Source organism: Rhizobium tibeticum (assembly GCF_900110205.1).
Classification (GTDB): Bacteria; Pseudomonadota; Alphaproteobacteria; order Rhizobiales; family Rhizobiaceae; genus Rhizobium; species Rhizobium tibeticum.
The window spans coordinates 224,340-248,157 of record NZ_FOCV01000005.1; the positions used below are offsets into that span (position 1 = coordinate 224,340).

24 protein-coding genes are annotated in these 23,818 nt (G+C 61.5%); 11 read left to right on the top strand and 13 right to left on the bottom strand.

The genetic code is table 11. The annotated features are described in order from the left end of the window. Nucleotides 1–18: 18 nt before the first annotated feature. Nucleotides 19–1,227, bottom strand: coding sequence for a YbfB/YjiJ family MFS transporter (locus BSG20_RS08015; protein ID WP_072373396.1), 1,209 nt, complete (start codon nt 1,225–1,227; stop codon nt 19–21). 128 nt (nt 1,228–1,355) lie between these two features. Between BSG20_RS08015 and BSG20_RS08020 the strand changes: the two genes are divergently transcribed. Continuing rightward, complete coding sequence (locus BSG20_RS08020; RefSeq protein WP_072373207.1) at nt 1,356–1,925, top strand: PadR family transcriptional regulator; 570 nt, start codon at nt 1,356–1,358, stop codon at nt 1,923–1,925. Nucleotides 1,926–1,929: 4 nt separating this feature from the next. On the opposite strand, the gene map is transcribed toward BSG20_RS08020, so the two are convergent. The 7 genes from map to BSG20_RS08055 all read right to left on the bottom strand — a co-directional run bounded on the left by map (nt 1,930) and on the right by BSG20_RS08055 (nt 7,796). Continuing rightward, on the bottom strand, nt 1,930–2,688 hold the full coding sequence (gene map, locus BSG20_RS08025) for a type I methionyl aminopeptidase (RefSeq protein ID WP_072373209.1): 759 nt from the start codon (nt 2,686–2,688) through the stop codon (nt 1,930–1,932). A 106-nt stretch (nt 2,689–2,794) separates the two neighbouring features. Further along, nucleotides 2,795–3,856, bottom strand: coding sequence for an LLM class flavin-dependent oxidoreductase (locus BSG20_RS08030; protein ID WP_072373212.1), 1,062 nt, complete (start codon nt 3,854–3,856; stop codon nt 2,795–2,797). Nucleotides 3,857–4,007: 151 nt separating this feature from the next. Continuing rightward, nucleotides 4,008–4,424: a DoxX family protein gene (locus tag BSG20_RS08035; RefSeq protein WP_072373215.1), complete on the bottom strand. Its 417-nt coding sequence runs from the start codon at nt 4,422–4,424 to the stop codon at nt 4,008–4,010. A 29-nt stretch (nt 4,425–4,453) separates the two neighbouring features. Beyond that, a complete protein-coding gene (locus tag BSG20_RS08040; protein WP_072373218.1) occupies nt 4,454–4,921 on the bottom strand; it encodes an SRPBCC family protein in 468 nt (155 codons plus the stop codon). 100 nt (nt 4,922–5,021) lie between these two features. Further along, nucleotides 5,022–6,281 (bottom strand): RNA polymerase sigma factor, encoded by a 1,260-nt coding sequence (locus BSG20_RS08045; RefSeq protein WP_072373221.1) that lies wholly within the window; start codon nt 6,279–6,281, stop codon nt 5,022–5,024. Next, nucleotides 6,278–6,652, bottom strand: coding sequence for a YciI family protein (locus BSG20_RS08050; RefSeq protein WP_072373224.1), 375 nt, complete (start codon nt 6,650–6,652; stop codon nt 6,278–6,280). Before BSG20_RS08050 ends, BSG20_RS08045 begins: the two co-directional genes overlap by 4 nt. Before the next feature lie 193 nt (nt 6,653–6,845). After that, entirely contained in the window at nt 6,846–7,796 is a 951-nt protein-coding gene (locus BSG20_RS08055; protein WP_072373227.1) for an MYG1 family protein, read from the bottom strand. Nucleotides 7,797–8,114: 318 nt separating this feature from the next. On the opposite strand from BSG20_RS08055, the gene BSG20_RS38370 reads away from it, so the two are divergent. Then, complete coding sequence (locus BSG20_RS38370) at nt 8,115–8,240, top strand: hypothetical protein (protein WP_280142173.1); 126 nt, start codon at nt 8,115–8,117, stop codon at nt 8,238–8,240. Between the two features lie 227 nt (nt 8,241–8,467). Next, complete coding sequence (locus tag BSG20_RS08065; protein ID WP_072373233.1) at nt 8,468–9,388, top strand: acyltransferase family protein; 921 nt, start codon at nt 8,468–8,470, stop codon at nt 9,386–9,388. Nucleotides 9,389–9,407: 19 nt separating this feature from the next. Here BSG20_RS08065 and BSG20_RS08070 read toward each other — a convergent pair whose 3' ends face one another. Then, on the bottom strand, nt 9,408–9,815 hold the full coding sequence (locus BSG20_RS08070; protein WP_072373236.1) for an OsmC family protein: 408 nt from the start codon (nt 9,813–9,815) through the stop codon (nt 9,408–9,410). Between the two features lie 110 nt (nt 9,816–9,925). Here BSG20_RS08070 and BSG20_RS08075 point away from each other — a divergent pair, with 110 nt between their 5' ends. Further along, complete coding sequence (locus BSG20_RS08075; RefSeq protein WP_072373400.1) at nt 9,926–10,969, top strand: hypothetical protein; 1,044 nt, start codon at nt 9,926–9,928, stop codon at nt 10,967–10,969. A gap of 48 nt (nt 10,970–11,017) precedes the next feature. Here BSG20_RS08075 and glpK read toward each other — a convergent pair whose 3' ends face one another. Next, nucleotides 11,018–12,511, bottom strand: a complete 1,494-nt coding sequence (gene glpK / locus BSG20_RS08080; RefSeq protein ID WP_072373239.1) for a glycerol kinase GlpK — start codon at nt 12,509–12,511, stop codon at nt 11,018–11,020. Between the two features lie 179 nt (nt 12,512–12,690). On the opposite strand from glpK, the gene BSG20_RS08085 reads away from it, so the two are divergent. From BSG20_RS08085 to xdhB, 3 genes are read left to right on the top strand one after another with little or no spacing between them, the layout of a single operon-like run. Then, on the top strand, nt 12,691–13,467 hold the full coding sequence (locus BSG20_RS08085; RefSeq protein WP_072373242.1) for a 3-hydroxybutyrate dehydrogenase: 777 nt from the start codon (nt 12,691–12,693) through the stop codon (nt 13,465–13,467). Between the two features lie 34 nt (nt 13,468–13,501). Continuing rightward, nucleotides 13,502–14,968 (top strand): xanthine dehydrogenase small subunit, encoded by a 1,467-nt coding sequence (gene xdhA, locus BSG20_RS08090; protein ID WP_072373244.1) that lies wholly within the window; start codon nt 13,502–13,504, stop codon nt 14,966–14,968. Next, on the top strand, nt 14,969–17,308 hold the full coding sequence (gene xdhB, locus BSG20_RS08095; RefSeq protein WP_072373247.1) for a xanthine dehydrogenase molybdopterin binding subunit: 2,340 nt from the start codon (nt 14,969–14,971) through the stop codon (nt 17,306–17,308). A 46-nt stretch (nt 17,309–17,354) separates the two neighbouring features. Here xdhB and BSG20_RS08100 read toward each other — a convergent pair whose 3' ends face one another. Further along, nucleotides 17,355–17,558, bottom strand: coding sequence for a hypothetical protein (locus BSG20_RS08100; RefSeq protein WP_072373250.1), 204 nt, complete (start codon nt 17,556–17,558; stop codon nt 17,355–17,357). Nucleotides 17,559–17,638: 80 nt separating this feature from the next. Here BSG20_RS08100 and BSG20_RS08105 point away from each other — a divergent pair, with 80 nt between their 5' ends. Continuing rightward, nucleotides 17,639–18,568 carry a LysR substrate-binding domain-containing protein gene (locus BSG20_RS08105; protein ID WP_072373253.1) on the top strand — a complete coding sequence of 310 codons (930 nt, stop codon included), beginning with the start codon at nt 17,639–17,641 and terminating at the stop codon, nt 18,566–18,568. Here the strand turns inward: BSG20_RS08105 and BSG20_RS08110 are convergent. Continuing rightward, a complete protein-coding gene (locus tag BSG20_RS08110) occupies nt 18,565–18,897 on the bottom strand; it encodes a hypothetical protein (RefSeq protein WP_024313971.1) in 333 nt (110 codons plus the stop codon). The two genes, BSG20_RS08105 and BSG20_RS08110, sit on opposite strands and share 4 nt — an antisense overlap. A gap of 744 nt (nt 18,898–19,641) precedes the next feature. On the opposite strand from BSG20_RS08110, the gene BSG20_RS08115 reads away from it, so the two are divergent. The 3 genes from BSG20_RS08115 to guaD are packed head-to-tail and all read left to right on the top strand — an operon-like array spanning nt 19,642 to nt 22,662. Further along, nucleotides 19,642–20,880 carry a urate hydroxylase PuuD gene (locus BSG20_RS08115; protein ID WP_072373256.1) on the top strand — a complete coding sequence of 413 codons (1,239 nt, stop codon included), beginning with the start codon at nt 19,642–19,644 and terminating at the stop codon, nt 20,878–20,880. After that, complete coding sequence (locus BSG20_RS08120; protein WP_072373258.1) at nt 20,877–21,308, top strand: COG3650 family protein; 432 nt, start codon at nt 20,877–20,879, stop codon at nt 21,306–21,308. Before BSG20_RS08115 ends, BSG20_RS08120 begins: the two co-directional genes overlap by 4 nt. Nucleotides 21,309–21,354: 46 nt before the next feature. After that, nucleotides 21,355–22,662, top strand: coding sequence for a guanine deaminase (guaD, locus tag BSG20_RS08125; protein ID WP_072373261.1), 1,308 nt, complete (start codon nt 21,355–21,357; stop codon nt 22,660–22,662). Between the two features lie 266 nt (nt 22,663–22,928). On the opposite strand, the gene BSG20_RS08135 is transcribed toward guaD, so the two are convergent. Next, nucleotides 22,929–23,780 carry a LysR family transcriptional regulator gene (locus BSG20_RS08135; protein WP_072373267.1) on the bottom strand — a complete coding sequence of 284 codons (852 nt, stop codon included), beginning with the start codon at nt 23,778–23,780 and terminating at the stop codon, nt 22,929–22,931. Between the last annotated feature and the right edge of the window lie 38 nt (nt 23,781–23,818).

Below are 23,818 nucleotides of genomic sequence, written 5' to 3' on the forward strand. Positions count from 1 at the left end.
TTACGCACTTGTAACGCGCTATGACAACGTCCTGGTGACCGGTGTCACCAGCGCCGCGCACACCAGCAGCGCCGTGGCCGCGGCATAGGTCGGCGTCGTGAAGCTACCCGTTTGCTCGGCCATCCACCCCGCGACAACGGGGCCGATGATCTGCCCGACTCCAAATGCTGCCGTCATCGTCGCGAGTATCCGGCGCGGGCTGGCCGGGGACAGTTTGCGGCCGATCTGCAGGCCATAGGCGGTAATCGCGAGGAAGGTTGCACCAAACAGCGCGCCACCGATGAGCGGCGCTACCGAATGCGGCAGGAGAACGGTTGCCAGCACGCCGACCGCCTCGATCAGCAGTGCGGCCACGTACACCTTCCCCAGTCCGAGCGGGCGGACGAACGGCTTCCAGGCGAAGAGCGCCACCGAAGCGGTCAGACCGGCGATGAACCAGCAAAGAAACTCAACGATCGGCCCGGCAGCATCCAAGCGCGCGATCGTGACCAGAAACGTGCCGGTGATCACATAGCCGAACCCGAACAGGCCATAAGATGCCGTCACAAGCAGCATCGGTGGGCTCCAGACGATCCGCGGTTCCTTGCCGGTCTGTGCCGCGGCGGCCGGGCCTGCCGGCAGCAACCACCAGACCGCCATCAGACTGGCTGCCGAATAGACGGCACCACCGATCCACGACGCTCGCCACGCCTCGGCGCTGCCGTGATAAAACAGCCCGATCAGGAGCACCATGACGGACGAGAGCGCGATACCGGCGCCTGGACCACCGAAATGCGCCGCCTGCACATGGTCGTTGCCAGCGATCGCGCCGTGGCTGAGCACGATCTGCGAACTGAAAACGAGAGCGAAGGCGCTGGCAACGCCGGCGAGGAACCGGATGACGGCAAAGGCTGGAACGGATGTCGTCATGGCCATGGCGGCAAGGAGGACCGCGGTTGCCGCAAGAGCAAGGAGCGCGACCTTGCGCTCGCGTCCTGTTGCCCAGCCATAGGCGGCAAAAACGGCACCGACGAGATAACCGATGAAATTCGCTGAGGCGATAAAGCCCGCATCTGCCGCCGATAGCGGCACGCCGCTGATCATGCTCGGCAGGATCGGCGTGTAGGAAAAACGGCCGAACCCCATGGCGGCGGCCATGGCGATGGCGCCTGCCAGCCCGGTTCGGAACAGGTTTTCGCAGACGGTGTCGTTGCGTGCCAACATGGTCTGCTTATCGCGCTGCAGCATGACGCCGACAATCAAGATTTTCTGATCGATCGATCAATTGCACGAAATCATCGCTTCGCTCCTTGAAAGCGATTATCTTAAGATATATGTTTTACGACATAGTGAAAGATACATCAAAGGAGTGACCCATGAGAGGTTTTAGAGGCGGAATGATGGGCGGCGGCGGTTTTCGCATGGGGCGGAAATTCGCCTCGGGCGACTTGCAACTGGTGATTCTGGCCCTGCTGGTGGAACAACCCCGCCACGGCTACGAGCTGATCAAGCTTTTGGAAGAGCGCTCAGGCGGCTTCTATGTGCCAAGCCCCGGCGTCATCTATCCGGCGCTGACTTACCTGGAAGAAACCGGTCTTGCCGATGTCGAGAGCGAGGGCGCAAAGAAGCTCTATAGCATCACCGAGAGCGGCCGCAGGCTCGTCGAGGAGAACCGCACGATGATCGACGTGACGCTCGGTAAGTTGGAGGGGATTGCTTCGAAGATGGCGCATGTCCGCAAGATCTTCGACCCCGAAAGCCGCGTTGGCGAACGAGACGATGACGGCTTTCCGGAGGACAAAACCGAAGTTGCGGCAGCGCGCATGTTGCTGAAATCCGCGCTTCGACTGCGCTATCCCTGGTCGAAGGATGAAGCCAAGCGCATCGCCGGCATCCTCGAGCGCGCGGCCGGCGAAATTCTTGCCGGCAGCCGTTCGGGCGCCTAACGCCTCAGGCGCCGCCTTCCGGCAGCGTCAGGATGACAGGACCATTCCGCGTGGCGACGATCGTGTGCTCGTATTGCACGGTCGGTGCCTCCGGGTCCGCGTAGAGCGTCCAGGCATCGTCGCCTCCCTCCGCCCATGTTGCGCCGAGCGAGAGGAAAGGCTCGACCGTGAAGACAAGGCCTTCCGTTATCATCCGCTTCTCGGATGGATCCGGCCAGGTCGAGAGCTCGGCCGGCTCTTCGTGTAGCGAGCGGCCGATCCCGTGGCTCGCCAGATTGGCGACAAGGGTATAGCGGTTCTTCACGGCAAAGGCGCCGACCGCCTGGCCGATCCTGGCGAGAGGCTCGCCTGATTTCACCTGGTTGAGGCCGACCCACAGCGCCCGCTTGCCGTCGCGGCAGAGCTTCTCGATCTTCGACTTGTGCGGCGGAAGGCTGAAGGACGCACCGGTATCGGAGAAGAAACCGTCCTTTTCCGCCGATACGTCGATATTGACGAGGTCCCCCGGACGAATGACGCGCTGGCCCGGAATGCCATGGGCGATTTCCTCGTTGACGCTGATGCAGGTCGCACCGGGAAACTGGTAGCAAAGTTCGGGCGCGGAACGCGCACCGGCTTCCTCCAGCACTTTACGGCCGATCTGATCGAGTTCCAGCGTCGTGATGCCGGGTTCAAGCGATGCGCTCATCACCTGCAAGGCATTGGCGCAGATGCGGCCGATTTCCTTCAGCTTGAGGAGTTCGTCTTCGCTTTCAATGATCATGGATCTCTACCCGGCCTTTTTCGGCCGGTCGGCCGGCTCTCGATCAGGATGAGAGCACGACTGCGTTCGGAATCCAATTCATCCTTTACGGCATCATGCTCCAGCTTCAGGCGGTGGCTTTCGCCTCTTCGTCGCTTTCAGTCAATGCCTTTCTGACGATCGGCGCGACTTTCGTGCCGTACAACTCGATGCCGCGCATGATCTGGTCGTGCGGCATCAGGCCGATGGCCATCTGCAGCAGAAAGCGGTCATTCTTGAATAGTCGGTGATGCGCGATGATCTTCTGCGCCACCAGTTCCGGCTCTCCCACGAAGAGCGCGCCGTCGGGTCCGCGCGACATGTCGAAATGCGCCCGGTTCGTCGGTCCCCAGCCGCGCTCGCGGCCAATCCGGTTCATGACCTCAGCCTGCGGACCGTAGAACTGGTCCGCGGCAGCGTCCGTCGTATCCGCAATGAAGCCGTGCACGTTGATGCTGGTCTTGAGCTTCGACGCCTCCTGCCCGGCCCGGCGCGCCGCCTCGCGGTAGAGATCGAACAACGGCGCGAAGCGCCGCGGCTCACCGCCGATGATAGCCAGTGCTACCGGCAAGCCCATCGCGCCTGCACGCGCCAGCGATTGCGGCGTGCCGCCGACGGCGATCCATAAAGGCAAGGGATCCTGCAGCGGCCGCGGATAAACCCCGCGCCCATTGATCGGCGCACGCAATTCGCCCGACCAACTGACCGTCTCGTTGTCGCAAAGGGCCACCAGCAGGTCGAGCTTTTCCGCAAACAGCTGGTCGTAGTCTTCCAGATTGTAGCCGAAGAGCGGGAAGGATTCGATGAACGAGCCTCGCCCCGCCATGATCTCGGCACGCCCATTGGAAAGCAGGTCGAGTGTCGCGAACTGCTGGAAGACCCGCACCGGATCATCCGAACTGAGCACGGTCACGGCGCTGGTCAGCCTGATATTCTTGGTTTTCACGGCAGCGGCGGCCAAGGCGACGGCGGGAGCGGAAGCGGCATAGTCCGGCCGGTGGTGCTCGCCCAGTCCGAACACATCGAGCCCGACCTGGTCGGCGAGTTCGATTTCCTCGATCAGATGCTTCAGGCGCTCAGCCCCTTCCTCACCCTTGCTTCGGCTCGGAACCGGGTTCACGTCGGCAAAGGTGTAGAGGCCTAGTTCCATGACTCGCATCCCGTTGAATTCACTGATGGAGATAAGGATGGCGCAGCCCTAACGCAAATACAAATTCTGGAACCGATCGTTCGAGAATATCGATAGACAGCATCGCCGCGACCTCGGCCGCGGCGGAATTCCGACTCTGAAATCAACGACTTCAGACCTTGAATGGAATCATTTTCCGAAGGACTTCGTATCTGAGATAAAGGCCACCCCAGGCAATCAGCCCGAGATAGACCCCGAACAGCAGGTGCGAAAAGATCGGGCTTCCCACCCGCAGATGCGTCGCGATCGCGCCGCCGAGCAAACCCGTAAGAAGGATTGCCCCGAGCACCGACGTCCGCGGGATTGCATAAAGAAGTGCGCACAACAGCGTCACGATACCGAGACCCCGGGCAAGCATCGGATCACCCGAATAACCGAGCGCAGTCATCGTCTCGGTGACCGGCGCGATCGGCACCAGCTTGATCGCCCCGTCGAAAACGAGGAAGGCAACGATCAACCCGCTCATCACAGTGCCGGTCACGGTTTGCCAACGCGGAAGCCCCGCATGTGATTCAATGAATGCAGACATACCTCTATCCCCCTGTTTCGATTCCCGTTTCAGCTCCTGGCAAGCAACTCGGCGAGTTGGTCGGCGCATTTGCCCCAGCCTTCGTGGAAGCCCATCTGCTCGTGCTGTTCCTTGTCGGCCGCCGTCCAGTGTCGGGCCTTTGCGGTGTATTTCGTCCGCCCGTTGCCGAGGTCTTCGAGCAGGACGATGCCGACGAAGAACGGCTTTTCGGATGGCACCCAGGCACTGGTGAATGCATCGGTGAAAACGATCTTCTCGTTTTCGACGATCTCCAGATAGACCCCGCGGTTCGCAAACTCCCGGCCGTCGGGGCTGCGCATGACGATGAGGTTCGAGCCGCCGGGACGCACGTCGAGTTTTGCGTCTGCAATGCTCCAGGGACGCGGAACGAACCATTCCTTCATCAGCACAGGATCGGTCCAGGCCCTGAAGATCTTCTCGCGCGGGGCATCGAATTGCCGGACGAGAACCAGTTCGTGTTGGGCTTCTGCGGTCATTTCAGCATTCCTCCTGTTGAGCGAAACCTGTTTTTGATCAGGTTGTTACAAGGACGTGGGAGGGTTTCCGGTTCCGACAACCGGATATGACTTTTGAGAATTATTTCGCGATCGGTTGCGCCGCCCCGTGGACGAGGCTGTCGATCTGCTGGCGGATGTGGGCAGCTTCCGCTGCGGAATGAGCAAGCGCAATGGCGCGATCGAAGGCCTCGTGCGCCTCACGGGTGCGACCGAGTTGCTTCAAAAGGCCGCCTCGCAGACCGTGGTAGTAGAAATAGCCGTCGAGCTTGTCGCCGAGTGTTTCGACAAGTGCCAGCGCCTCTTGCGGGCCGCTGAGCTTGGAAACCGCGACGGCGCGGTTGAGCGTGATCACCGGCGACGGCTGGACACGCTCCAGCGCACGATAAAGCAGCTCGATCTCTTCCCAATCGGTATCCTCGGCGCGCTTGGCACGAGAATGCAGCGCTGCGATCGCTGCCTGCAGCTGGTAGGGTCCGGGCTGGCGATGACGGATCGCCTTGTCGAGCAACGCCAGCGCCTCGTTGATCAGCTCGCGATTCCAGAGCGAGCGGTCCTGATCCTCGAGCAGTACGATATCGTTTTCGCGGTTAAAGCGGGCCCGACGCCGCGAAATCTGCAGCAGCATCAGCGCAAGCAGGCCCATCAGCTCTGGCTCGCCGGGAAAGATGCGCAGCAAAAGGCGCGCGAGGCGGATCGCCTCGTCGCTGAAAGCGCAGGCCTCGTGCTTCGGATCGGCTTGGCTGTAGCCCTCGTTGAAGATCAGATAGATCATCGTGCTGACGATTGAGAGCCGTTCGGCACGTTCCTGCGCATCCGGCGTCTCGAAGGGAACGCCGGCCTTGGCAACACGCGCCTTGGCTCGCGTGATCCGCTGCTCCATGGCGCTTTCGCTGACGAGGAAGGCACGCGCGATCTGCTGCACGCTAAGTCCCGAGACGATGCGCAGCGCCAAAGCGATCTGCTGCGTGGCCGGCAGATCCGGGTGGCAGCAGATGAAGAGCAGCCGCAGGATATCGTCGCGATAGTTGGAATCGTCCAGCCGTTCGGCAATGTCGTTTTCGGCGTCGCCGGTATCGGAAATCAGTTCCTCATCGGGAAGCGCCTGTGTCTTCGAGCGCTTGCGCACAGCGTCGATGCCGCTGTTGCGGCCGACGAAGATCAGCCATGCCGTCGGATCGCGCGGCGGTCCCTTGTCCGGCCAGGTGCGGATGGCGCGCAGGCAGGCCTCCTGAAAGGCCTCCTCCGCGATATCGAGATCGCGGAAGTATCTGAGCAGCGCACCAAGCGCCTTCGGTCGGGCCGAAGCAAGCGTCACGTCGATCCAGGCAATGTCTGTCATGTCGAAGAAGCTCCCGGCCGGAACACGTAGAACGGCCGAATTTCATAAGAGGTGGAACCCGGATTGACCGCAGACAGCTCCTTCGAGAACGCGACCGCCTCCTCCAGAGTATCGAAATCAACCACGTAAAAACCGAGGAGCGCTTCCTTCGTCTCCGCAAAGGGACCGTCGAGGACAAGCGGCTCTTCCTTGCCCTTGCGCACGGTGGTGGCCGCGGTCGTCGGCATCAGCCGGCCCACAGGACCAAGCTTGCCGCGCTCGGCCAATGGTGCCTGGACGGCATAGAGCTTCGCCATCACGGCCTCCTCCTCCTCGCTGGTCCAGGAGAACACCGTCTCTTCATTCGCATAACAAAGGATTGCATAAAGCATGTCTTACTCCTCTTCCTGAATGACGAAGGAGTAGCGCGACATCCGACAGGACGCAGCAAAAAATTACAGCGCGCAGAAGGAGATGCTAAGCGTTCGCCGGCAGCGCCAGGCGTGGCGAATGCGGCGTAAGGCAAAACAGACGGCCGTCGGCTACGGTGCTGTCCCGGCTGAACACTGCCGGGACTGGTAAGCGCTACGCTACCTCAGCCCCATTCGTTCGGCCTGACCCGACGGCAACGACCTCCTGCACTGCCAACTCCGCCATGGCCAACGCGGCCTGGCGGGTCTTGGCGGCGGCGACGAAGCGGCCGTTATGGCAGAACGTTGCGCCCTCCACGCCGCAAGCGGCCTCAAGATCGCCATTGGTCAGGCCGGCCCAGCTTGCGGGCAGGTCTGCCCGCAGCTCGAACCCCTCTTCGGCCCGTCGAATGCCGGTCAAGCACCAATCCTTTTCCCGCGGATGAACGACAAACAGCAGGTGGTCGGCGCCTGCCTTCACGATGGCGGGACGGAAAGGCATTCCTGTCGGAAGTTCCAGAACGCGCGCTTGACCGGCACGCTCGATTGCCTGAAAGACCAGCGCTTCGGCCCGCAATTTGGCAACGCCTTTGGCAATCTTCGCCTCGACGAAACTGCGGGCAATGGCGACGGCGTTTTGGAATCCGCGATCTTCGGCTTCCGGATCCGTCTCGTCGAAGGCCGGCTTCAAGGTTTCCAGCAGGGCCGGCAGCGTCAGCCCGGCCAGTGGGCCGGACGGGCTGAGTACACCGTTGTCCGTGAGATCGACCGGCAGCACGAAGCTTAGATCGAAGGCGGCATGCACCGCCTCGATGTGGGCCTCAGGAACACCGGCAGCGACGAGGTAGTCGCGGCCGTAGTGCTTCCAGATCAGACCGAACGAGCTGTAGGGCTGCCCATCCTCGCGCAGGGGCGCACCACGCTGATGGTGATCGAAAATGCGCGCTGCGGCGTCATACCCGCCGCCGACGTCATAGATGATGCGGTCCGCGCCCGGCGTGATCCACTCCGACGCCCTGCTGCGGATCAGGCGGGCTTGCGGGAAAAGCCGGGTCAGGATGACGCTGGACAGCACTTCATCGGCATGGAAGCCACCGGAATGGGTGACGAGGAAATCGGGGATCATGCCAGGATGCGCCTTGTTGTTAGCTGGGGACCGCTTGCGGTTGGCATCACATAACCATTGCTGGCCGCCATCTCAACCGGTCATTTGCCGAACCGAGGGTCGTGATCGAAGCACGGTGGGTGTCGCCTGCCAACTGTGGCTAGCATTCGGCCGCGCCATCAGGCCGCCACCTTTCGTCGGAATTGCTCCGCAATCTCAAACGTCATACGTCCGAGACAATCGTGAAACCCGCTTTCCGCCTGCTTGCCGCCTTTGCGCTCCTCGCCTGCCTCGACGACGGCGTTCTTGCCGCGTCCGCGCGCGGTTCAGGAGCCAACCTTGACCGACAAGAATCCGAAGACGAAGAAGCCGTTCACCAAGGACGAGTTCATTGCCTTTGCCGGTGACTATCTCGGCGCCGACATTATCTTCTGGAGCACCGCGACGCCGTGGTTGCATCGCTGACGCAGCGATTTGGCGGCATCTGGCTCTCCGCGAATGCACGCTCGCGGTGCAAATTACGCCGCACCCCTCGTTTTTGACGTATTTTGCCTATCTATTTCGCTGCACTGCACAAATCGGAGGGCGGTCATTGCAGCAGAAAACCCGCATCGATTGGCTGGATATCGCCAAGGGTATGTCCATCATTCTTGTGGTGATCTACCACACCCTCCTACCACGACGTCCACGACATGGCCCCTGACCTCTATGCGCGCCTTAGCAGCATCATGACGCCGATCCGGATGCCATTGTTCTTTACGGTTTCAGGCTTCCTGGCTGCCTCGGCGATGCGTGCCTCGTGGGGCGACTTCCTGCGCCGCAAGATCTGGCTGCTCGTCTATCTCTTCGCGATCTGGAACACCGCGCGCTGGCTGTTCTTCCGTTACGTGCAGACGAACGTTCTGGTGCCGACCGAAGGAAGCGACCCCTATCAATTGCTCGAAATGTGGTGGGCGCCAAACACCGGCATCTGGTTCATCTGGGCGCTCGCCATCTTCATGGTCGCGACGAAGCTTCTCTGCCCCATCCGCCACCCGACCACAATCGCAATTGCCGCACTGATCTCGATCCTGACCTTCGGCGAGCACCTGTCGATCGATCTCTTCACCCACCGCAACGTACTGCAGTATTTCGTCTTTTTCCTATTCGGCTGCTGGTACGGGAAGCCGGTGGTCGACGCGATCACAAAGCGTCCGCTGCTGACGGCTTGTGCGGGCTTGCTCATCTTCGCCGCGCTCTACGTGCTGCGCTGGAGACTGCAGGCCATCGAGAAAGGTAGCTGGGCGCTGGTCTCCTCGATCGCCGGTCTTGCGTGGCTATGCGGGACGGCCGTACTGATGTCGCGTTTGCAATCGGTGCGCCACGCCTTCGCCTATTTCGGGCGCAACACGCTGCCGGTCTACGTGACCCATGTGATGATCGTGTCACTGGTGGTCGCCCTGGTTGCCACGATCGTTGGAAGCAATGCGGCAAGCGGCTACATCACCGCGCCGCTGGTGGTGGTCTTTGCGATCGGCCTATCGCTTGCGATCAGGGCAATCGCCGATCGCAGCTGTGCCGGCTGGCTCTACACGCCGCCGACGCGGCGCCAACAGCAGGCCGTGCCCGCCTGAATGACCGCAATCTCAGGAGCTAGGCGGCGCGCTCGATCGAAACTGCCACGCCGCGGCGCAGCGAATTGCTGACCATAGAGATCGCCTTCGCCCGCTCGACCACCTGCTCGGCACTCGTGCCGTCTTGCCCATGGCAAGCGACTTTCATCACCGCCGATTTCGCTATGATCGGCTTGCCCTCGAGCTCGAGGATGACCGAGACTGCGATCTTCCCAAGTGAGACGCCCATCTCGTCAGCGGCGTAGCGCAGGTCGTTGCAGAAGCAACCGCCGAGCGCCAATGCCAGAAGCTGCGCGCCATTGAATCCGAGCCCCTGCCCGCCGGCCTTACCCTCGGGACGATCGACAACGACGGTGTGCGAACCTGCCCATCCCATCGCCGCCTGCGTGCCCTCGACATTCCGCAACTCCACCGTGACTGCAACCATGCCAACTCCTCCGCGGCTAAACAGGCAAGTCCAAGAGCGCCGCAGTTTGGCGCGACGCGACCGGAAACTCGGTGCATATTATCCGCATCGATCGGTCGGGAGACAAGGACATGACGCCCTCACCGTATTTGAATGACCCCAAGGTCTACATCGACACCGACACCTTCATCGATCTCATCAACAAAAGGACACGGTGCCTAATCTGTTGCGAAGCCCTCGAGAGCAAGGTGGTCAACCGGGAACACGTCCTGCCCAAATGGATTCTGCGGAAGTATGACCTTTACGACAAGGAGCTCACTCTGCCCCACGAATACCATGGTCGGCGATACGATCGCCACACGATCCCCTGCTGCAAGGACTGCAATTCGCTGCTTGGACGGAAGCTGGAGCAGCCGGTGCGACGATTGACGGAAGGCGGATACGCAAAACTTCTGCGACACCTTGACGATGACGGGCACCGTGTGCTGTTTGCCTGGCTTTGCTGGATCTTCCTGAAATTCCTGATCAAGGACGGCGCCATCGCGATCAAGCCGGATCACCGGGTGGACGCCGTCGTGGAAGACAAGGACACCGATTGGGCGACACTCCATCACATCCATTGCATCGCCAGATCCCCCTATACCGGCGCACGCATTGCGCCAGAAGTGCTGGGCTCGGTGGTCATCCTTGCGATTGACGACGATCGCTATCGCGAGGACTTCGACTTCGTCACCGTCCACGAAACTCAAACCATCATGATCCGACTCGGCGATCTTGCCATCATCGCCAATCTGAGTGACAGCGGCCGCTCGATGGACATCATTCACCGTTTCGTCCTGCCCGGAAAACAGGAGAGGTTCACCATCCTGCAGGCACTGGAAATCTGCGCGGATATGGCGGCAACGACAACGCGGATCAACGCCAAGCCCGTCTACTTCACGCGCATAGACCAAGCCACGGGCCGTCCCTCGATCCATGCGGACCTCCCCGTCCACGAAGCAAATCCTGTCGATCCGAGCACGCGCGCCGCAATATTCGAACTCGTCTACAGGGAGCATCTGCCGCACCTGAAGATAGCGGGCAACGACATGTCCGCCCTGCAGGCCATCAGGGAGAACCGTTTGACCTTCCTCGATCATCGCATGAGCCGGGCGGCCACCGAAATAAAGGAATAGGCAATTGCTTCCAGCATTTGCGGACGTTTGCTGAGATCGACGGCGCGCTCAGGCATCCGCAAGCGTGCGCTTGACGGCGCTGCGCCAGCCCTTGAGCTTCGCCGCGCGAGTCTTCTCGTCCATGGCGGGTTCAAAGCGATGGTTGCGCTTCCAGCTCTTGGCGAAGCCTTCACGATCCGGCCAGACACCGGCCCTGCTGCCGGCAAGCCAGGCCGCTCCGAGCGCCGTGGTTTCGAGGATGACCGGCCGGTCGACGGGCGCGTCGAGAATGTCTGCCAGCCGCTGCATCGTCCAGTCGGAGGCGACCATGCCACCATCGACGCGAAGAACGGTGCTCTCCACGCCGCCCTTCCAGTCCTTGTGCATGGCGTCAAGCAGATCGCGGGACTGGTAGCAGACCGCCTCGAGGGCAGCGCGGGCGAATTCCTTCGGGCCGCTGTTGCGCGTCAGGCCGAAGATCGCCCCACGCGCATTCGCATCCCAATGCGGCGCGCCAAGACCGGTGAAGGCGGGAACCAGATAGACCTCCTGCGTCGGATCGGCAGCATCGGCAAGCTCGCCGGTGCGAGACGCCCTATCGATGATGCCGAGCCCGTCGCGAAGCCATTGCACGGCAGCGCCCGCGATGAAGATCGAGCCTTCCAGCGCATAGGTCGTTTCGCCGTTCAGCCGATAGGCGATCGTCGTCAGCAGCCGGTTCTTCGAACCCACGATGTCGCTGCCCGTGTTGAGCAGCGCGAAGCAGCCGGTGCCGTAGGTCGATTTCATCATACCGGGCTCGAAGCAGGCCTGCCCGATGGTCGCCGCATGCTGATCGCCGGCGACGCCGAGGATGGGAATCTCCGCGCCAAGGATGGCTTTCTCGGTCATGCCGAAATCGTCGGCGCAGTCCTTCACCTCAGGCAGCATCGCCGCCGGAACACGCAGGATATCGAGCAGAGCCCTGTCCCAGCAATTGTCGGAAATGTTGTACATCAGCGTGCGGGAGGCGTTCGTCGCATCAGTCGCGAACACCTTGCCGCCGGTCAGCCGCCAGATCAGGAAGGCATCGACGGTACCGAAGCACAATTCGCCCTTGGCGGCACGGGCCCGCGCACCTTTGACGTTGGCGAGCAGCCACGACAGCTTGGTGCCAGAGAAATACGGATCAAGAAGAAGGCCGGTCTTCTTGGTGAACGTCTTTTCGAGATCCTGTCTTTTCAACTTGTCGCAATAACTTGCCGTGCGGCGGTCCTGCCAGACGATTGCGTTGTGGATCGGTTTGCCGCTTTCGCGTTCCCAGACGACGACGGTCTCGCGCTGATTGGTAATGCCGAGCGCCGCGATGTCTTTTGCCTGGATCCTGGCCTCACGGATCGCCATTTTGATGGTCGAGACGACGGAATCCCAGATTTCCTCCGGATCGTGCTCCACCCAACCGGATCGAGGGTAGATCTGGCGGAACTCCTTCTGGCCCGCACCGGCGATCTGCATTTGGCCATCGAAGACGATCGCCCGCGTCGATGTCGTCCCCTGATCGATTGCCAGAACATATCCGCTCATGCCAGTCCTCCCGCTGATCGTGATTATCGGGAAAAATCAATAAGACAGGAGGGCGGGCGATGAAAGAACCTAGCCACCTCTTCGACACAAGAGAATTGCCGATAGCGCAATTGCCAGCAGAGATGCTTTGCGCATAACCTCACCTCGATTGCGTCGCAAAACGGCTTGAGGAGAAGAGAATGGCCAGAACAATCGTCGTCACCGGATCCACCAGCGGCATCGGCCTTGCGATCGCGACAGCCTTTGCCGGCAAGGGCGACAACGTCGTCATCAACGGTTTCGGAAAGCCCGAGGAAATCAAGGCGATAGTCGAGAAGCTTGAATCGGCCTCGAAGGCGAAGGTGATCCATCATCCGGCCGACATGACGAAGCCAGCCGAAATCGCCGACCTGATCGAAACTGCCGCGAAGACCTGTGGTTCCGTCGATGTGCTGGTCAACAATGCCGGCATCCAGCATGTCGAGAAGATCGAGGATTTCCCGATCGAAAAGTGGGACCAGATCATCGCGATCAATCTGTCCAGCTCGTTTCACACCATGCGTGCCGCGATCCCGCTGATGAAGGCGAGGAAAAAGGGACGCATCATCAACATCGCCTCCGCGCACGGCTTGGTCGCCTCTCCGTTCAAATCCGCCTATGTCGCGGCAAAGCATGGTATATTGGGCCTGACGAAGACGGCGGCGCTGGAACTTGCCGAATTTGGCGTGACCGTGAATGCCATCTGCCCGGGCTATGTGCTGACGCCGCTCGTCGAGAAACAGATACCGGATACGGCCAAGGCACGCGGCATGACCGAGGAGCAAGTCAAGACCGAAGTGATCCTCAAGGCCCAGCCGACGCATGAATTCGTCAAGGCGGAAGAGATTGGGGCGCTGGCTCTCTACCTCGCAAGCGACGAAGCCCGGCAGGTGACCGGCACCCACATCTCGATTGACGGTGGCTGGACCGCGGCATAACCATTCAAAATAAAGATAAAAACCAAGGAACGATATGAACGACAGCATCCGCTTCATCCTCAATGGCGAGGACGTCACGCTTGGCGACGTCCGGCCGACCGAGACGCTTCTCGATTATCTCCGGTTGAAGCGCCGGCTGACCGGCACGAAGGAAGGATGCGCGGAGGGCGATTGCGGCGCCTGTACCGTCCTTGTGGGACGGCTGATCGACGGCAAGCTGCATTATGAACCCGTCAACGCCTGCATTCGTTTCATGGGGTCTTTGAACGCCACCCATGTCGTCACCGTCGAGCATCTGGCCGCCAGGGACGGTTCGCTGCATCCGGTACAGCAGGCAATGGTGGATTGCCACGGCTCGCAATGCGGCTTCTGCACGCCGGGTTTCATCATGTCGATGTATGGCCTCTGGCTTTCCAACGACAAGCCGGTTCGCGCCGACATCGAAAAAGCCCTACAAGGCAATCTCTGTCGTTGCACCGGTTACGAGCCGATCGTGAAAGCCGCCGAGCAGGTAAGCCGCACGCGCCCGAGCGCACTCTTCGACCCGCTCGAAAAGACCCGCTCCGATATCATCTCGCGCCTCTGGGCGATGCGAAACAGCGAGACGATCTTGATCACGACGCTGGAGGGCCGGCTGATCCTGCCGGGATCGCTGGAGGCGCTGGCGCGTGTGCTGTCCGAAGAGCCGAGCGCCACCATCGTCGCGGGATCGACCGATGTGGGCCTCTGGGTGACCAAGCAGATGCGCGCCTTGAACCCGGTCGTCTTCATAAACCATCTGACCGATCTGCAGTCGATCACCGCTGGCGACGGCGGCTTCACGATCGGCGCCGGCGTGACCTACAGCCGCGCCTTCGAAACCATCGCCAGCAAGGTGCCGACCCTCGGCCGCCTCATCGAGCGCATCGGCGGGGATCAGGTGCGCAACATGGGCACGATCGGCGGCAACATCGCGAACGGTTCGCCGATCGGCGATATGCCACCGCCACTGATTGCCCTCGGCGCCACGGTGAAGCTGCGTTCTCTGGCCGGAACGCGCATGCTGCGGCTGGAAGATTTCTTCATCGATTATGGCAAGCAGGATCGCCGACCGGGCGAGTTCGTCGAGAGCATCTTCGTGCCCTATCCCGCCGAGGCGACCCAGTTTGCCGTCTACAAGATCACCAAGCGCCGCGACGAGGACATCACGGCGGTTCTCGGCGCCTTCTACCTGACACTGGATACGGAGGGAGACGTCAACGACATCCGCATCGCCTTTGGCGGCATGGCCGCAACACCGAAGCGTGCCCGCAGCGTCGAGAATGCGCTCATGGGCAAGCCTTGGAGCGAGACGACGATCGAAGCCGTCCGGGCCGAGTTCGACGCCGACTTCCAGCCGCTGACCGACTGGCGCGCAACGGCCGAATACCGTCAGTTGACCGCCAAGAACCTTCTGACCCGTTTCTATCTGGAAACCTCAGGCACGCCGGCGGAATTGAGGCGTTTCGAGGAGGTGGCATAAATGGACAAGTCAACTCTCCCCGACCCAAAGTTTATCATATCAGGCGCGATGCATGGCTCGCTGCGTCACGATTCAGCACACAAGCACGTTACCGGCACCGCCGACTACATCGACGACCTGCCCGAGCCTGCCGATCTGCTGCATGGCGCACTCGGCCTGTCCGAGCGGGCACACGCCGAGATCATCAGCATGGACCTTTCCGAGGTGAAGGCGACAGCGGGTGTCATCTGGGTTTTCACCGGCAAGGACGTGCCCGGCGTCAATGACGTCAGTTCGAACGGCAGCCACGACGAGCCGCTGCTGGCCGAACACAAGGTCGAATTTCACAACCAGCCGATCTTCGCCGTCATTGCCGAAACGCGCGAGATTGCCCGCCGCGCCGCCCGCAAGGCAAAGATCGAATATCGCGACCTGCCGCACTGGAGCGATATTGACGGCGCGCTTGAAAATGGAGGCCCGCTCGTCATCACGCCGATGACCTTGCAGCGCGGCGATGCCAAGGGCGAGATGGAGAACGCCCCGCGCCGGTTGAAGGGTCAGATGCGGATCGGCGGCCAGGAGCACTTCTATCTCGAAAGCCACATTGCCGTCGCCATCCCCGGCGAGGACGACGAGGTCGCCATCTGGTCGTCCACCCAGCATCCGAGCGAGATCCAGCATATTGTGGGCCACGTCCTCGATATCGCGTCGAACGCGGTGACGGTGAACGTGCGCCGCATGGGCGGCGGTTTCGGCGGCAAGGAGACGCAGGGCAACCAGTTTGCCGCCCTGGCGGCGATTGCCGCCAAGAAGCTGAAGCGCGCCATCAAGTTCCGTCCTGATCGCGATGAGGACATGGCCGCAACCGGCAAGCGCCACGACTTCCTTGTCGACTACGAGATCGGCTTCGATGACGAAGGCCGCATCCACGCAGTCGACGCCACCTATGCCGCGCGCTGCGGCTTCTCCTCGGATCTTTCCGGCCCTGTCACGGACCGGGCGCTGTTCCACGCAGATTCCAGCTATTTCTATCCGCATGTCCATCTGACATCGAAGCCGCTGAAGACCCACACCGTTTCCAACACCGCCTTCCGCGGTTTTGGCGGGCCACAGGGCATGCTCGGGGCTGAACGCTTCATCGAAGAGATCGCCTATGCGATCGGCAAGGACCCGCTCGACGTCCGCAAGCTGAACTTCTACGGCCAGCCTGGCTCCGGCCGCACGTTGACCCCCTACCATCAAGAGGTCGAAGACAGCATCCTCGAACGCATCGTCAGCGAACTGGAAGAAAGCGCCGAGTACCAAGCGCGCCGCAACGCCATCATCGCGTTCAACCGCGACAGCCGCTACATTCGCAAAGGCATTGCCCTGACGCCAGTGAAGTTCGGCATCTCCTTCACCATGACAGCGTTCAACCAGGCCGGCGCGCTCGTCCACGTCTATCAGGATGGTTCAATCCACCTGAACCACGGCGGCACCGAGATGGGCCAGGGGCTATACACCAAGGTCGCGCAGGTGCTCGCCGACAGCTTTCAGGTCGATATCGAGCATGTGAAGATCACGGCAACGACGACCGGCAAGGTGCCCAACACGTCTGCCACCGCGGCATCCTCCGGATCGGACCTGAACGGCATGGCGGCCTACGATGCCGCCCGCCAGATCAAGGAACGGCTGGTTGCCTTTGCCGCCGAAAAATGGGGCGTACCTCCGACGGACGTTGTCTTCCTGCCCAATCGCGTCAGGGTTGGCGACAAGGAGTTCCCCTTCCCCGATTTCATCAAGCAGGCCTATTTGGCCCGCGTCCAGCTTTCCGCCGCCGGATTCTATAAAACCCCGAAGATCCATTGGGATCGTGCCGCCGGCCGCGGCACGCCGTTCTACTACTATTCCTATGGCGCAGCCTGTTCGGAGGTCTCGATTGATACACTCACCGGCGAATACCTCGTCGAACGCACCGATATCCTGCACGATGTGGGCCGCTCGCTGAACCCGGCGATCGATATCGGCCAGGTGGAGGGCGCATTTGTTCAGGGCATGGGCTGGCTGACAACGGAGGAACTGTGGTGGGACGACAAGGGCCGGCTGCGCACGCACGCGCCTTCGACCTACAAGATCCCCCTCGCCTCCGATCGCCCGAAGATTTTCAACGTGCGTCTTGCCGAATGGTCGGAGAATACTGAACACACGATCGGCCGCTCCAAGGCCGTCGGCGAACCGCCGCTCATGCTGGCGATCTCAGTGCTGGAGGCGCTTTCCATGGCCGTTGCCAGTGTTGCCAACTACAAGGTCTGCCCGCAACTCGATTCACCGGCAACGCCCGAGCGGGTGTTGATGGCCGTGGAGAGAATGAAGAAGGCATAGGCTGAAGTGGCAGCACCTCGGGGCACTGCCACTCCAATCTCACGGCTTACCGCCGGAACTCGCTGTTGTAGCGCGGCTCGCGCCCGTCCATGAAACCGAGGTCGCGCTTGATGCGATCCGGCATTCCCTCGAATTCCAGCCTGTCCCATCCCGAAAGCCGACGCAGCAGTCTGCGGCCAAAGTCGGACAGCCAAGTTGAGGTCCCGGCAGCCTTTGCCTGTCTGTCCTGTTCGATAGCGGCGCAATCCATAACATCACCTCAACAATCTGATCCGTTGGGTTGCAGATTGCGCCAATAAATGCTGAAATTCCAATCGAACGCTCGTCTGGATGCATAAAGAGAACTTATCCATGAAGCTGTCGAAGCAGTTTCCCCTGAACGCGCTGCGCGTATTTGAGGCCGTCGCGCGGCTTGGCAGTTTCACCAAGGCCGGCGACGAACTCGGCATGACGCAGACGGCCGTCAGCTACCAGGTGAAGCTGCTGGAGGAGAACATCGGCGAGCCCCTCTTCATGCGGCGCCCGCGCCATATCAGGCTGACCGACGCCGGCGAACGGCTGGCGCCCAAAGTAACGGAAGCCTTCGCCATGTTGCATGAAGCGATGGCCTCGGTTCGCGGAGCAGCCGAGGAAACGCTGCTCATTCACTCCACGCCGACCTTCGCCTCGCAATGGCTGGCGCGTCATCTCGGCTCGTTTCACCTCAAATATCCCGCCACCGCCGTACGCCTGATCACATCGGACTCGCTGATCGATTTTGCCAGGGAGCCCGCCGACATCGCGATCCGCAGCGGCAAGGGCGAGTGGCCGGGCCTTGTGTCCCACCGGCTGCTGGCGATCGATTTCACTCCGATGCTGAGCCCCGAACTTGCGGCCAGTGCCGGCGGCATCCACCAGCCGAGCGATCTCCTCAAGCTGCGACTGATCGATGCCGGCGACTCGTGGTGGACGTCATGGTTCGAGGCGGCCGGTGTCGCCGATCCCGACCTTGCGGGCAGACCGCGCAGCCGGCTCGGCGCGCAATCCTTCGAGGCGAGTGCTGCGCTTGCGGGACAGGGCGTGGCGATCCTGACGCCGGCATTCTATCGCGATGACCTTGCCGCCGGTCGGCTGCTCCAGCCCTTTCCAATCCTCTGCAGCGACAATGATTGGGACTACTGGCTGGCCTACCCGGAAAGCCGCCGCAACGTTCCTAAAATCAAAGCATTCCGAAACTGGATTCTCGAGGAAATGAACGTCGCCGCGACCAATGGAAGCTAATAGCCCATCTGCGGCGCATAGAAGCAGCGTGGCGTATCCTCGTTCGGGAACAGGCAGAGATGGTAGTCGCCGTCACCGGAGCGCATTGCCTTGCCCATGGGAAGGAGGAAGACATGCGCATGCGTGACAAGCCTGTGATCGCCTGGCAACAACGTCACCCGATAGCCATGCGGCGTAATCGCGACGCTCTTTGGCGGGATCATCTGGCAGTCTCCGGTTTCGCTGTCGCCGTTGCAACAGAAGGGCTCGTAGCTCCAGCCTGAAGGCGCATCATGGGCCTGAACACAGGACGCGAATGCAATCATCACACACACAAGAATGCTGCGCATTGGCATCTTCTCCGTTGATGAATGCGCCGCCGGAATGAAGCGGTTTTCACCTCATCCCGACGGCCTCAAAAATGAAATTGTAATCGAACCGTGACATTTCAAGCCACTTTTCATGCTGCAAAGCGGCCTCGACAGACCGCCCATTCAAGGACGCCTAACCATTCCGCGTGGTTTGCGGACAGCAGTCCGCAAACGGGCTCCATGATCGCGAGATCACCGCCGTGAGGGAGCATCCAATGCAAAAGCGTCGACATCTTGGCTTGGCATACATTCTTTTGGTTCGCTCGCATTGAATGTACAGGAACGCATCCCGCGGGAGGACGATCCTGGCGCTAGCGAGGTCGGTGAGCTTCGCGGTCCTCGCAGTCCGCCCAACATCATTGATATGGTTTGCATATTGCAGCCCCTATCAGGACAGGCTGTCGTCTCCGTCCGAGGGCGAGGTAACGGCGGAATGCACATCTCAAGCCGCCGGCGACGGGAGGGGGAGCGTTCTTTGGATCCTCAAAAAAAACATGCGGGGCCCGCGGAGGTTCCGAGCTCGACCTGATGGCCGAACATGAAATCATCGCCTCAGGCGCTGAAAGCGTCGCGTGCGCAGTCCACTCGCATGAAGCATCTTCAAAAATTCGTTACCGTGGGCGACGCTGCGGTGTACATGTTGCAGCCAGGCTGGCGCCTTATCCCCTTTCCTCCGCGCGCGACTTTCTGCAATGTGGCGAGACTGAAGAACAGGGGAACTCCATGTATGAATACGCCATAGCGTGGGAATGGCTGGCCTTTGCGGCCCGCTGGTTCCACGTCATCACCGCGATTGCCTGGATCGGCTCGTCCTTTTATTTCATTGCACTCGATCTCGGTTTGGTGAAGCGGCCGCATCTTCCGCCGGGCGCCTATGGCGAGGAATGGCAGGTTCACGGCGGCGGCTTCTATCATATCCAAAAGTATCTCGTGGCCCCGGCGCAGATGCCGGAGCACCTGACCTGGTTCAAGTACGAAAGCTACTTTACCTGGCTATCCGGCTTTCTGATGCTCTGCATCGTCTATTACGGCGGCGCCGACCTCTTCCTCATCGACCGCCATGTGCTCGACATCAGCGCCCCGGTGGCGATCCTGATCTCGCTCGCCTCGTTGGCCGTCGGCTGGATCGTCTACGACCTGCTGTGCAAGTCGCCGCTCGGCAAGAACACCTGGGGCCTGATGGTCGTGCTTTACGCCGTGATCGTCTTCATGGGCTGGGGCTACACGCAGCTCTTCACCGGCCGCGCCGCCTTCCTGCATCTCGGCGCCTTCACGGCAACGATCATGTCGGCCAACGTCTTCATGATCATCATCCCGAACCAGAAGATCGTCGTCGCCGACCTGATCGCCGGGCGCACGCCCGATGCGAAGTACGGCGCGATCGCCAAGCAGCGCTCGCTCCACAACAACTACCTGACGCTGCCCGTCATCTTCTTCATGCTGTCGAACCACTATCCGCTGGCGTTTGGCACCGCCTACAACTGGGTGATCGCTGCCCTCGTCTTCCTGATGGGCGTCACTATCCGCCACTGGTTCAACACGACGCATGCCCGCAAGGGACGCCCGACCTGGACCTGGATCGTCACCCTCATCCTCTTCATCCTGATCATGTGGCTGTCGACGGTGCCGAAGGTGCTGACCGGCGAGAAGGATGCGCAGGCTGTCGCGCCCGCCTTCCAGCAATTCGCCGGTGACCGGCATTTTCCCGCGGTCAAGCAGCTTGTCGGCACACGCTGTTCCATGTGCCATGCTGCCGAGCCGGTCTATGAAGGACTGGCGCGGCCGCCGAACAACGTGATCCTGGAAACCGATGCGGAAATTGCCGCTCACGCCCGCGAGATCTATATACAGGCCGGCCGCAGCCATGCCATGCCGCCCGGCAACGTCACCGACATCACCTCGGACGAGCGCAAACTGCTCGTTGCCTGGTTCGAAAGCGCAGTCGAAGGCAAACAGGAATGACCTCAGCCGCCCTTCGCGCCCTGCTTCTCGCTTCCACGCTGACCGCCTGCGGCCAGAGCGGCGTGGATGCCGCGGCGCCGGAGGGTCGCTCGGCGGCACCCGAAGGCGATTTTTCCGGCGATCTGAACGCCCTCGGCACCGAACCCTTCTGGGCGATCAGGATCCGCTCCGACAGCATCACCTTCAGCCGCCCCGGCGCTGAAGACGTGAAAAGCGTCAACCCAGGCCCATTGGTCGAGAAGGAAAGAGCCAGCTGGACGGTCCCCGGTGGACCGGCTCCCTTCAAGCTGACGCTGACCAAGGGGGATTGCTCCGACGGCATGTCCGATCGCCACTACCCGCTCAATGCGGTTCTGGCGTTCGAGGACAAGACGATGTACGGCTGCGCCGCCACGCCGGCGGCAATCGCGGCCCAGCCGGCACCGTGACGCGAAAACCGCCACGTTCGGACAATCGACAGAAGGGCAGAACGCCATGACACACACACTTCTCCGCGGCCGGCTGCTCACCTTTCTGCGTGCGCCGCAAGAGCTTGGCGACACCGGAAGCTACCTCTACGAGAGTGACGGCGGGCTGCTGATCAAGGATGGTCTCATCGTTGCCCGTGGCGCTTACGACAAGGTGAGCGCAAAGGCCCCCGCCGACGTCGTGGCCGTTGATCATCGGCCGCATCTGATCATGCCGGGTTTCATCGATACGCATCTTCATTTCCCGCAGATGCAGGTGATTGCCTCCTATGCGGCAAACCTGCTGGAATGGCTGAACACCTATACCTTCCCGGAGGAATGCCGCTTCGTCGAAAGCGCCCATGCCGCGCGCATCGCCACGCATTTCTACGACGAGCTCGTCCGCCACGGAACGACGACGGCGGTCGCCTACTGCTCCGTCCACAAGACCTCCGCCGATGCGTTCTTTGCCGAGGCACTGAGACGCAACATGCGAATGGTCGGCGGCAAGGTGATGATGGACCGCAACGCCCCGCAGGGATTGCTGGACACGCCTCAGATGGGCTACGACGAGACCCGCCAGATCATCGCCGAATGGCATGGCAAGGGCCGCTGTCACGTCGCCATCACGCCGCGCTTCGCGATCACCTCGACGCCGGCCCAGATGGAAGCCACCCAGGCACTCGCCCGCGAGTTTCCCGACCTGCACATCCAGACGCACCTCTCGGAAAATCACGACGAAATCAAGTTCACCTGCGAGCTCTATCCCGAGGCGATCGATTATACCGATATCTATGCGCGCTACGGCCTGCTTGGTGACAGGACGCTCTTCGGCCACTGCATTCATCTCTCGGATCGCGAGGCCGATGCGATGAGCGAGACAGGCTCGGTCGCCGTGCACTGCCCGACCTCGAACCTCTTCCTCGGCTCCGGCCTCTTCCCGCTGAAGGCGCTTGCGCGTCGTGACAAGTCGGTGCGCATCGGCGTCGCGACCGATATCGGCGGCGGTTCCAGCTATTCCATGCTGCGCACGATGGACGAGGCTTACAAGATCCAGCAATTGCTTGGCGAACGCCTGAACCCGCTCGAAAGCTATTACCACATGACGCTCGGCAACGCCCAATCGCTGTCGCTCGCCGACCGGATCGGCACGCTCGATGTCGGCTCGGACGCCGATATCGTCGTCCTCAATGCTGCCGCCACCCCGGCCATGGCACTGAAGATGGAAGTGGTGAAGACGCTGCCGGAAGAGCTGTTCCTGCTGCAGACGATGGGGGACGACCGCGCGATCGTCGAGACATACGTGGCTGGCGTCGCGGCCAAGAGCACCATTTGAGTTTCTGCGCTGCTTTCAAGAACCGGCACCGAACCGTTGGGTGGCCCCTAGGCCCGATCGAGGTCAGCAACCGCTCGCCCGCCTCCGTTGGCGACACGCCTGTCGCCGACGGCAGCGGAAACATGCCGACCACGTTCGACCGCCCCACAGAGCCGGCAACGCGTTTGTCGCTCATATCCGTCGAGCACCTGGAAGGCGATGTCGTCTCCTTGCGCTATCGCCCTTGGTAATGCCGGACGAACGGGCTGATGGATAGCTGCGGCGTATCAGCCCGACCACGAAATCGACTTCAACGCGTCCATGACAACCCGCACGATCGGCACGCTGCGGATGTCGGCATGGACGACGAGCCACAGTTCTCGCGTCAGCGGGCGCGGTTGAGGGATCGCTTCGACAAGATCATCCAGGCCGGCCAGCATGAAATTCGGCAGCATGCCGATGCCGCCGCCTGCACGCGCTGCGGCGAGCTGAAACTCCAGCGTCGTTGCCCGGAGCGCCACCTTGCGGCCCTCCGCTGCCTCGGCAAGCCGCATCGATTGCGGCGCGCTCGCCATCGTTTCGTCATAGGCGATGAAGGTCCTTTGCTCCTGCGGCGTCGCCGCAAGATAAGCAGCCGTGGCATAAAAACCGAAAGCGACATCTCCGAGCTTGCTGATGACGAAGTTGCCCTGCTCGGGCTTCGTCATGCGAACGGCAATATCGGCCTCCCGCCGGTCGAGTGAGGCATAGCGTGTCTCGCCGACGATCGTGATGCCGATATCGGGATGCCGACCGCGCAACGCGACCAGTGCGGCCGGCAGCAATGCCGCAGCGAGCGTTGGCGGCGCGCTGATCCTGACCTCCCCGGCAAGCGTCGCACCGGCAGCAAGCCCCAGCCTCTCGACCGCAAGGGCCTCCTCGCCCATGCGCTCGGCCATCGCCGCCACCCGCTCGCCTTCCGGCGTCAGCAGAATGCGGCGCCCGCGCCGGTCGACCAGCTTCACGCCCGTCTGCTCCTCGAGCCCGGCAACCCGCCTGGAAACCGTCGCATGCTCGACTCCGAGAGCACGAGCAGCCCCGAGCAATGTGCCGGCCCGCGCCAAGGCGGCAAAGTAGCGAAGGCTTTCCCAATCGATCATTGTTCATTTTTTCCCATTGAGTGACAATCAATAGGGAA

Coding starts and splice junctions, on each gene's coding strand:
- BSG20_RS08100 (WP_072373250.1), bottom strand. CDS start 17,558: ATGGATTGCGCCGCTATCGAACAGGACAGACAGGCAAAGGCTGCCGGG.
- xdhA (WP_072373244.1), top strand. CDS start 13,502: ATGAACGACAGCATCCGCTTCATCCTCAATGGCGAGGACGTCACGCTT.
- BSG20_RS08070 (WP_072373236.1), bottom strand. CDS start 9,815: ATGGTTGCAGTCACGGTGGAGTTGCGGAATGTCGAGGGCACGCAGGCG.
- BSG20_RS08075 (WP_072373400.1), top strand. CDS start 9,926: ATGACGCCCTCACCGTATTTGAATGACCCCAAGGTCTACATCGACACC.
- map (WP_072373209.1), bottom strand. CDS start 2,688: ATGATCATTGAAAGCGAAGACGAACTCCTCAAGCTGAAGGAAATCGGC.
- BSG20_RS08040 (WP_072373218.1), bottom strand. CDS start 4,921: ATGACCGCAGAAGCCCAACACGAACTGGTTCTCGTCCGGCAATTCGAT.
- BSG20_RS08055 (WP_072373227.1), bottom strand. CDS start 7,796: ATGATCCCCGATTTCCTCGTCACCCATTCCGGTGGCTTCCATGCCGAT.
- BSG20_RS08050 (WP_072373224.1), bottom strand. CDS start 6,652: ATGCTTTATGCAATCCTTTGTTATGCGAATGAAGAGACGGTGTTCTCC.
- BSG20_RS08115 (WP_072373256.1), top strand. CDS start 19,642: ATGTATGAATACGCCATAGCGTGGGAATGGCTGGCCTTTGCGGCCCGC.
- BSG20_RS08085 (WP_072373242.1), top strand. CDS start 12,691: ATGGCCAGAACAATCGTCGTCACCGGATCCACCAGCGGCATCGGCCTT.
- BSG20_RS08110 (WP_024313971.1), bottom strand. CDS start 18,897: ATGCGCAGCATTCTTGTGTGTGTGATGATTGCATTCGCGTCCTGTGTT.
- BSG20_RS08120 (WP_072373258.1), top strand. CDS start 20,877: ATGACCTCAGCCGCCCTTCGCGCCCTGCTTCTCGCTTCCACGCTGACC.
- guaD (WP_072373261.1), top strand. CDS start 21,355: ATGACACACACACTTCTCCGCGGCCGGCTGCTCACCTTTCTGCGTGCG.
- glpK (WP_072373239.1), bottom strand. CDS start 12,511: ATGAGCGGATATGTTCTGGCAATCGATCAGGGGACGACATCGACGCGG.
- BSG20_RS08135 (WP_072373267.1), bottom strand. CDS start 23,780: ATGATCGATTGGGAAAGCCTTCGCTACTTTGCCGCCTTGGCGCGGGCC.
- xdhB (WP_072373247.1), top strand. CDS start 14,969: ATGGACAAGTCAACTCTCCCCGACCCAAAGTTTATCATATCAGGCGCG.
- BSG20_RS08020 (WP_072373207.1), top strand. CDS start 1,356: ATGAGAGGTTTTAGAGGCGGAATGATGGGCGGCGGCGGTTTTCGCATG.
- BSG20_RS08015 (WP_072373396.1), bottom strand. CDS start 1,227: ATGCTGCAGCGCGATAAGCAGACCATGTTGGCACGCAACGACACCGTC.
- BSG20_RS08035 (WP_072373215.1), bottom strand. CDS start 4,424: ATGTCTGCATTCATTGAATCACATGCGGGGCTTCCGCGTTGGCAAACC.
- BSG20_RS08030 (WP_072373212.1), bottom strand. CDS start 3,856: ATGGAACTAGGCCTCTACACCTTTGCCGACGTGAACCCGGTTCCGAGC.
- BSG20_RS08045 (WP_072373221.1), bottom strand. CDS start 6,281: ATGACAGACATTGCCTGGATCGACGTGACGCTTGCTTCGGCCCGACCG.
- BSG20_RS08105 (WP_072373253.1), top strand. CDS start 17,639: ATGCATAAAGAGAACTTATCCATGAAGCTGTCGAAGCAGTTTCCCCTG.
- BSG20_RS08065 (WP_072373233.1), top strand. CDS start 8,468: ATGGCCCCTGACCTCTATGCGCGCCTTAGCAGCATCATGACGCCGATC.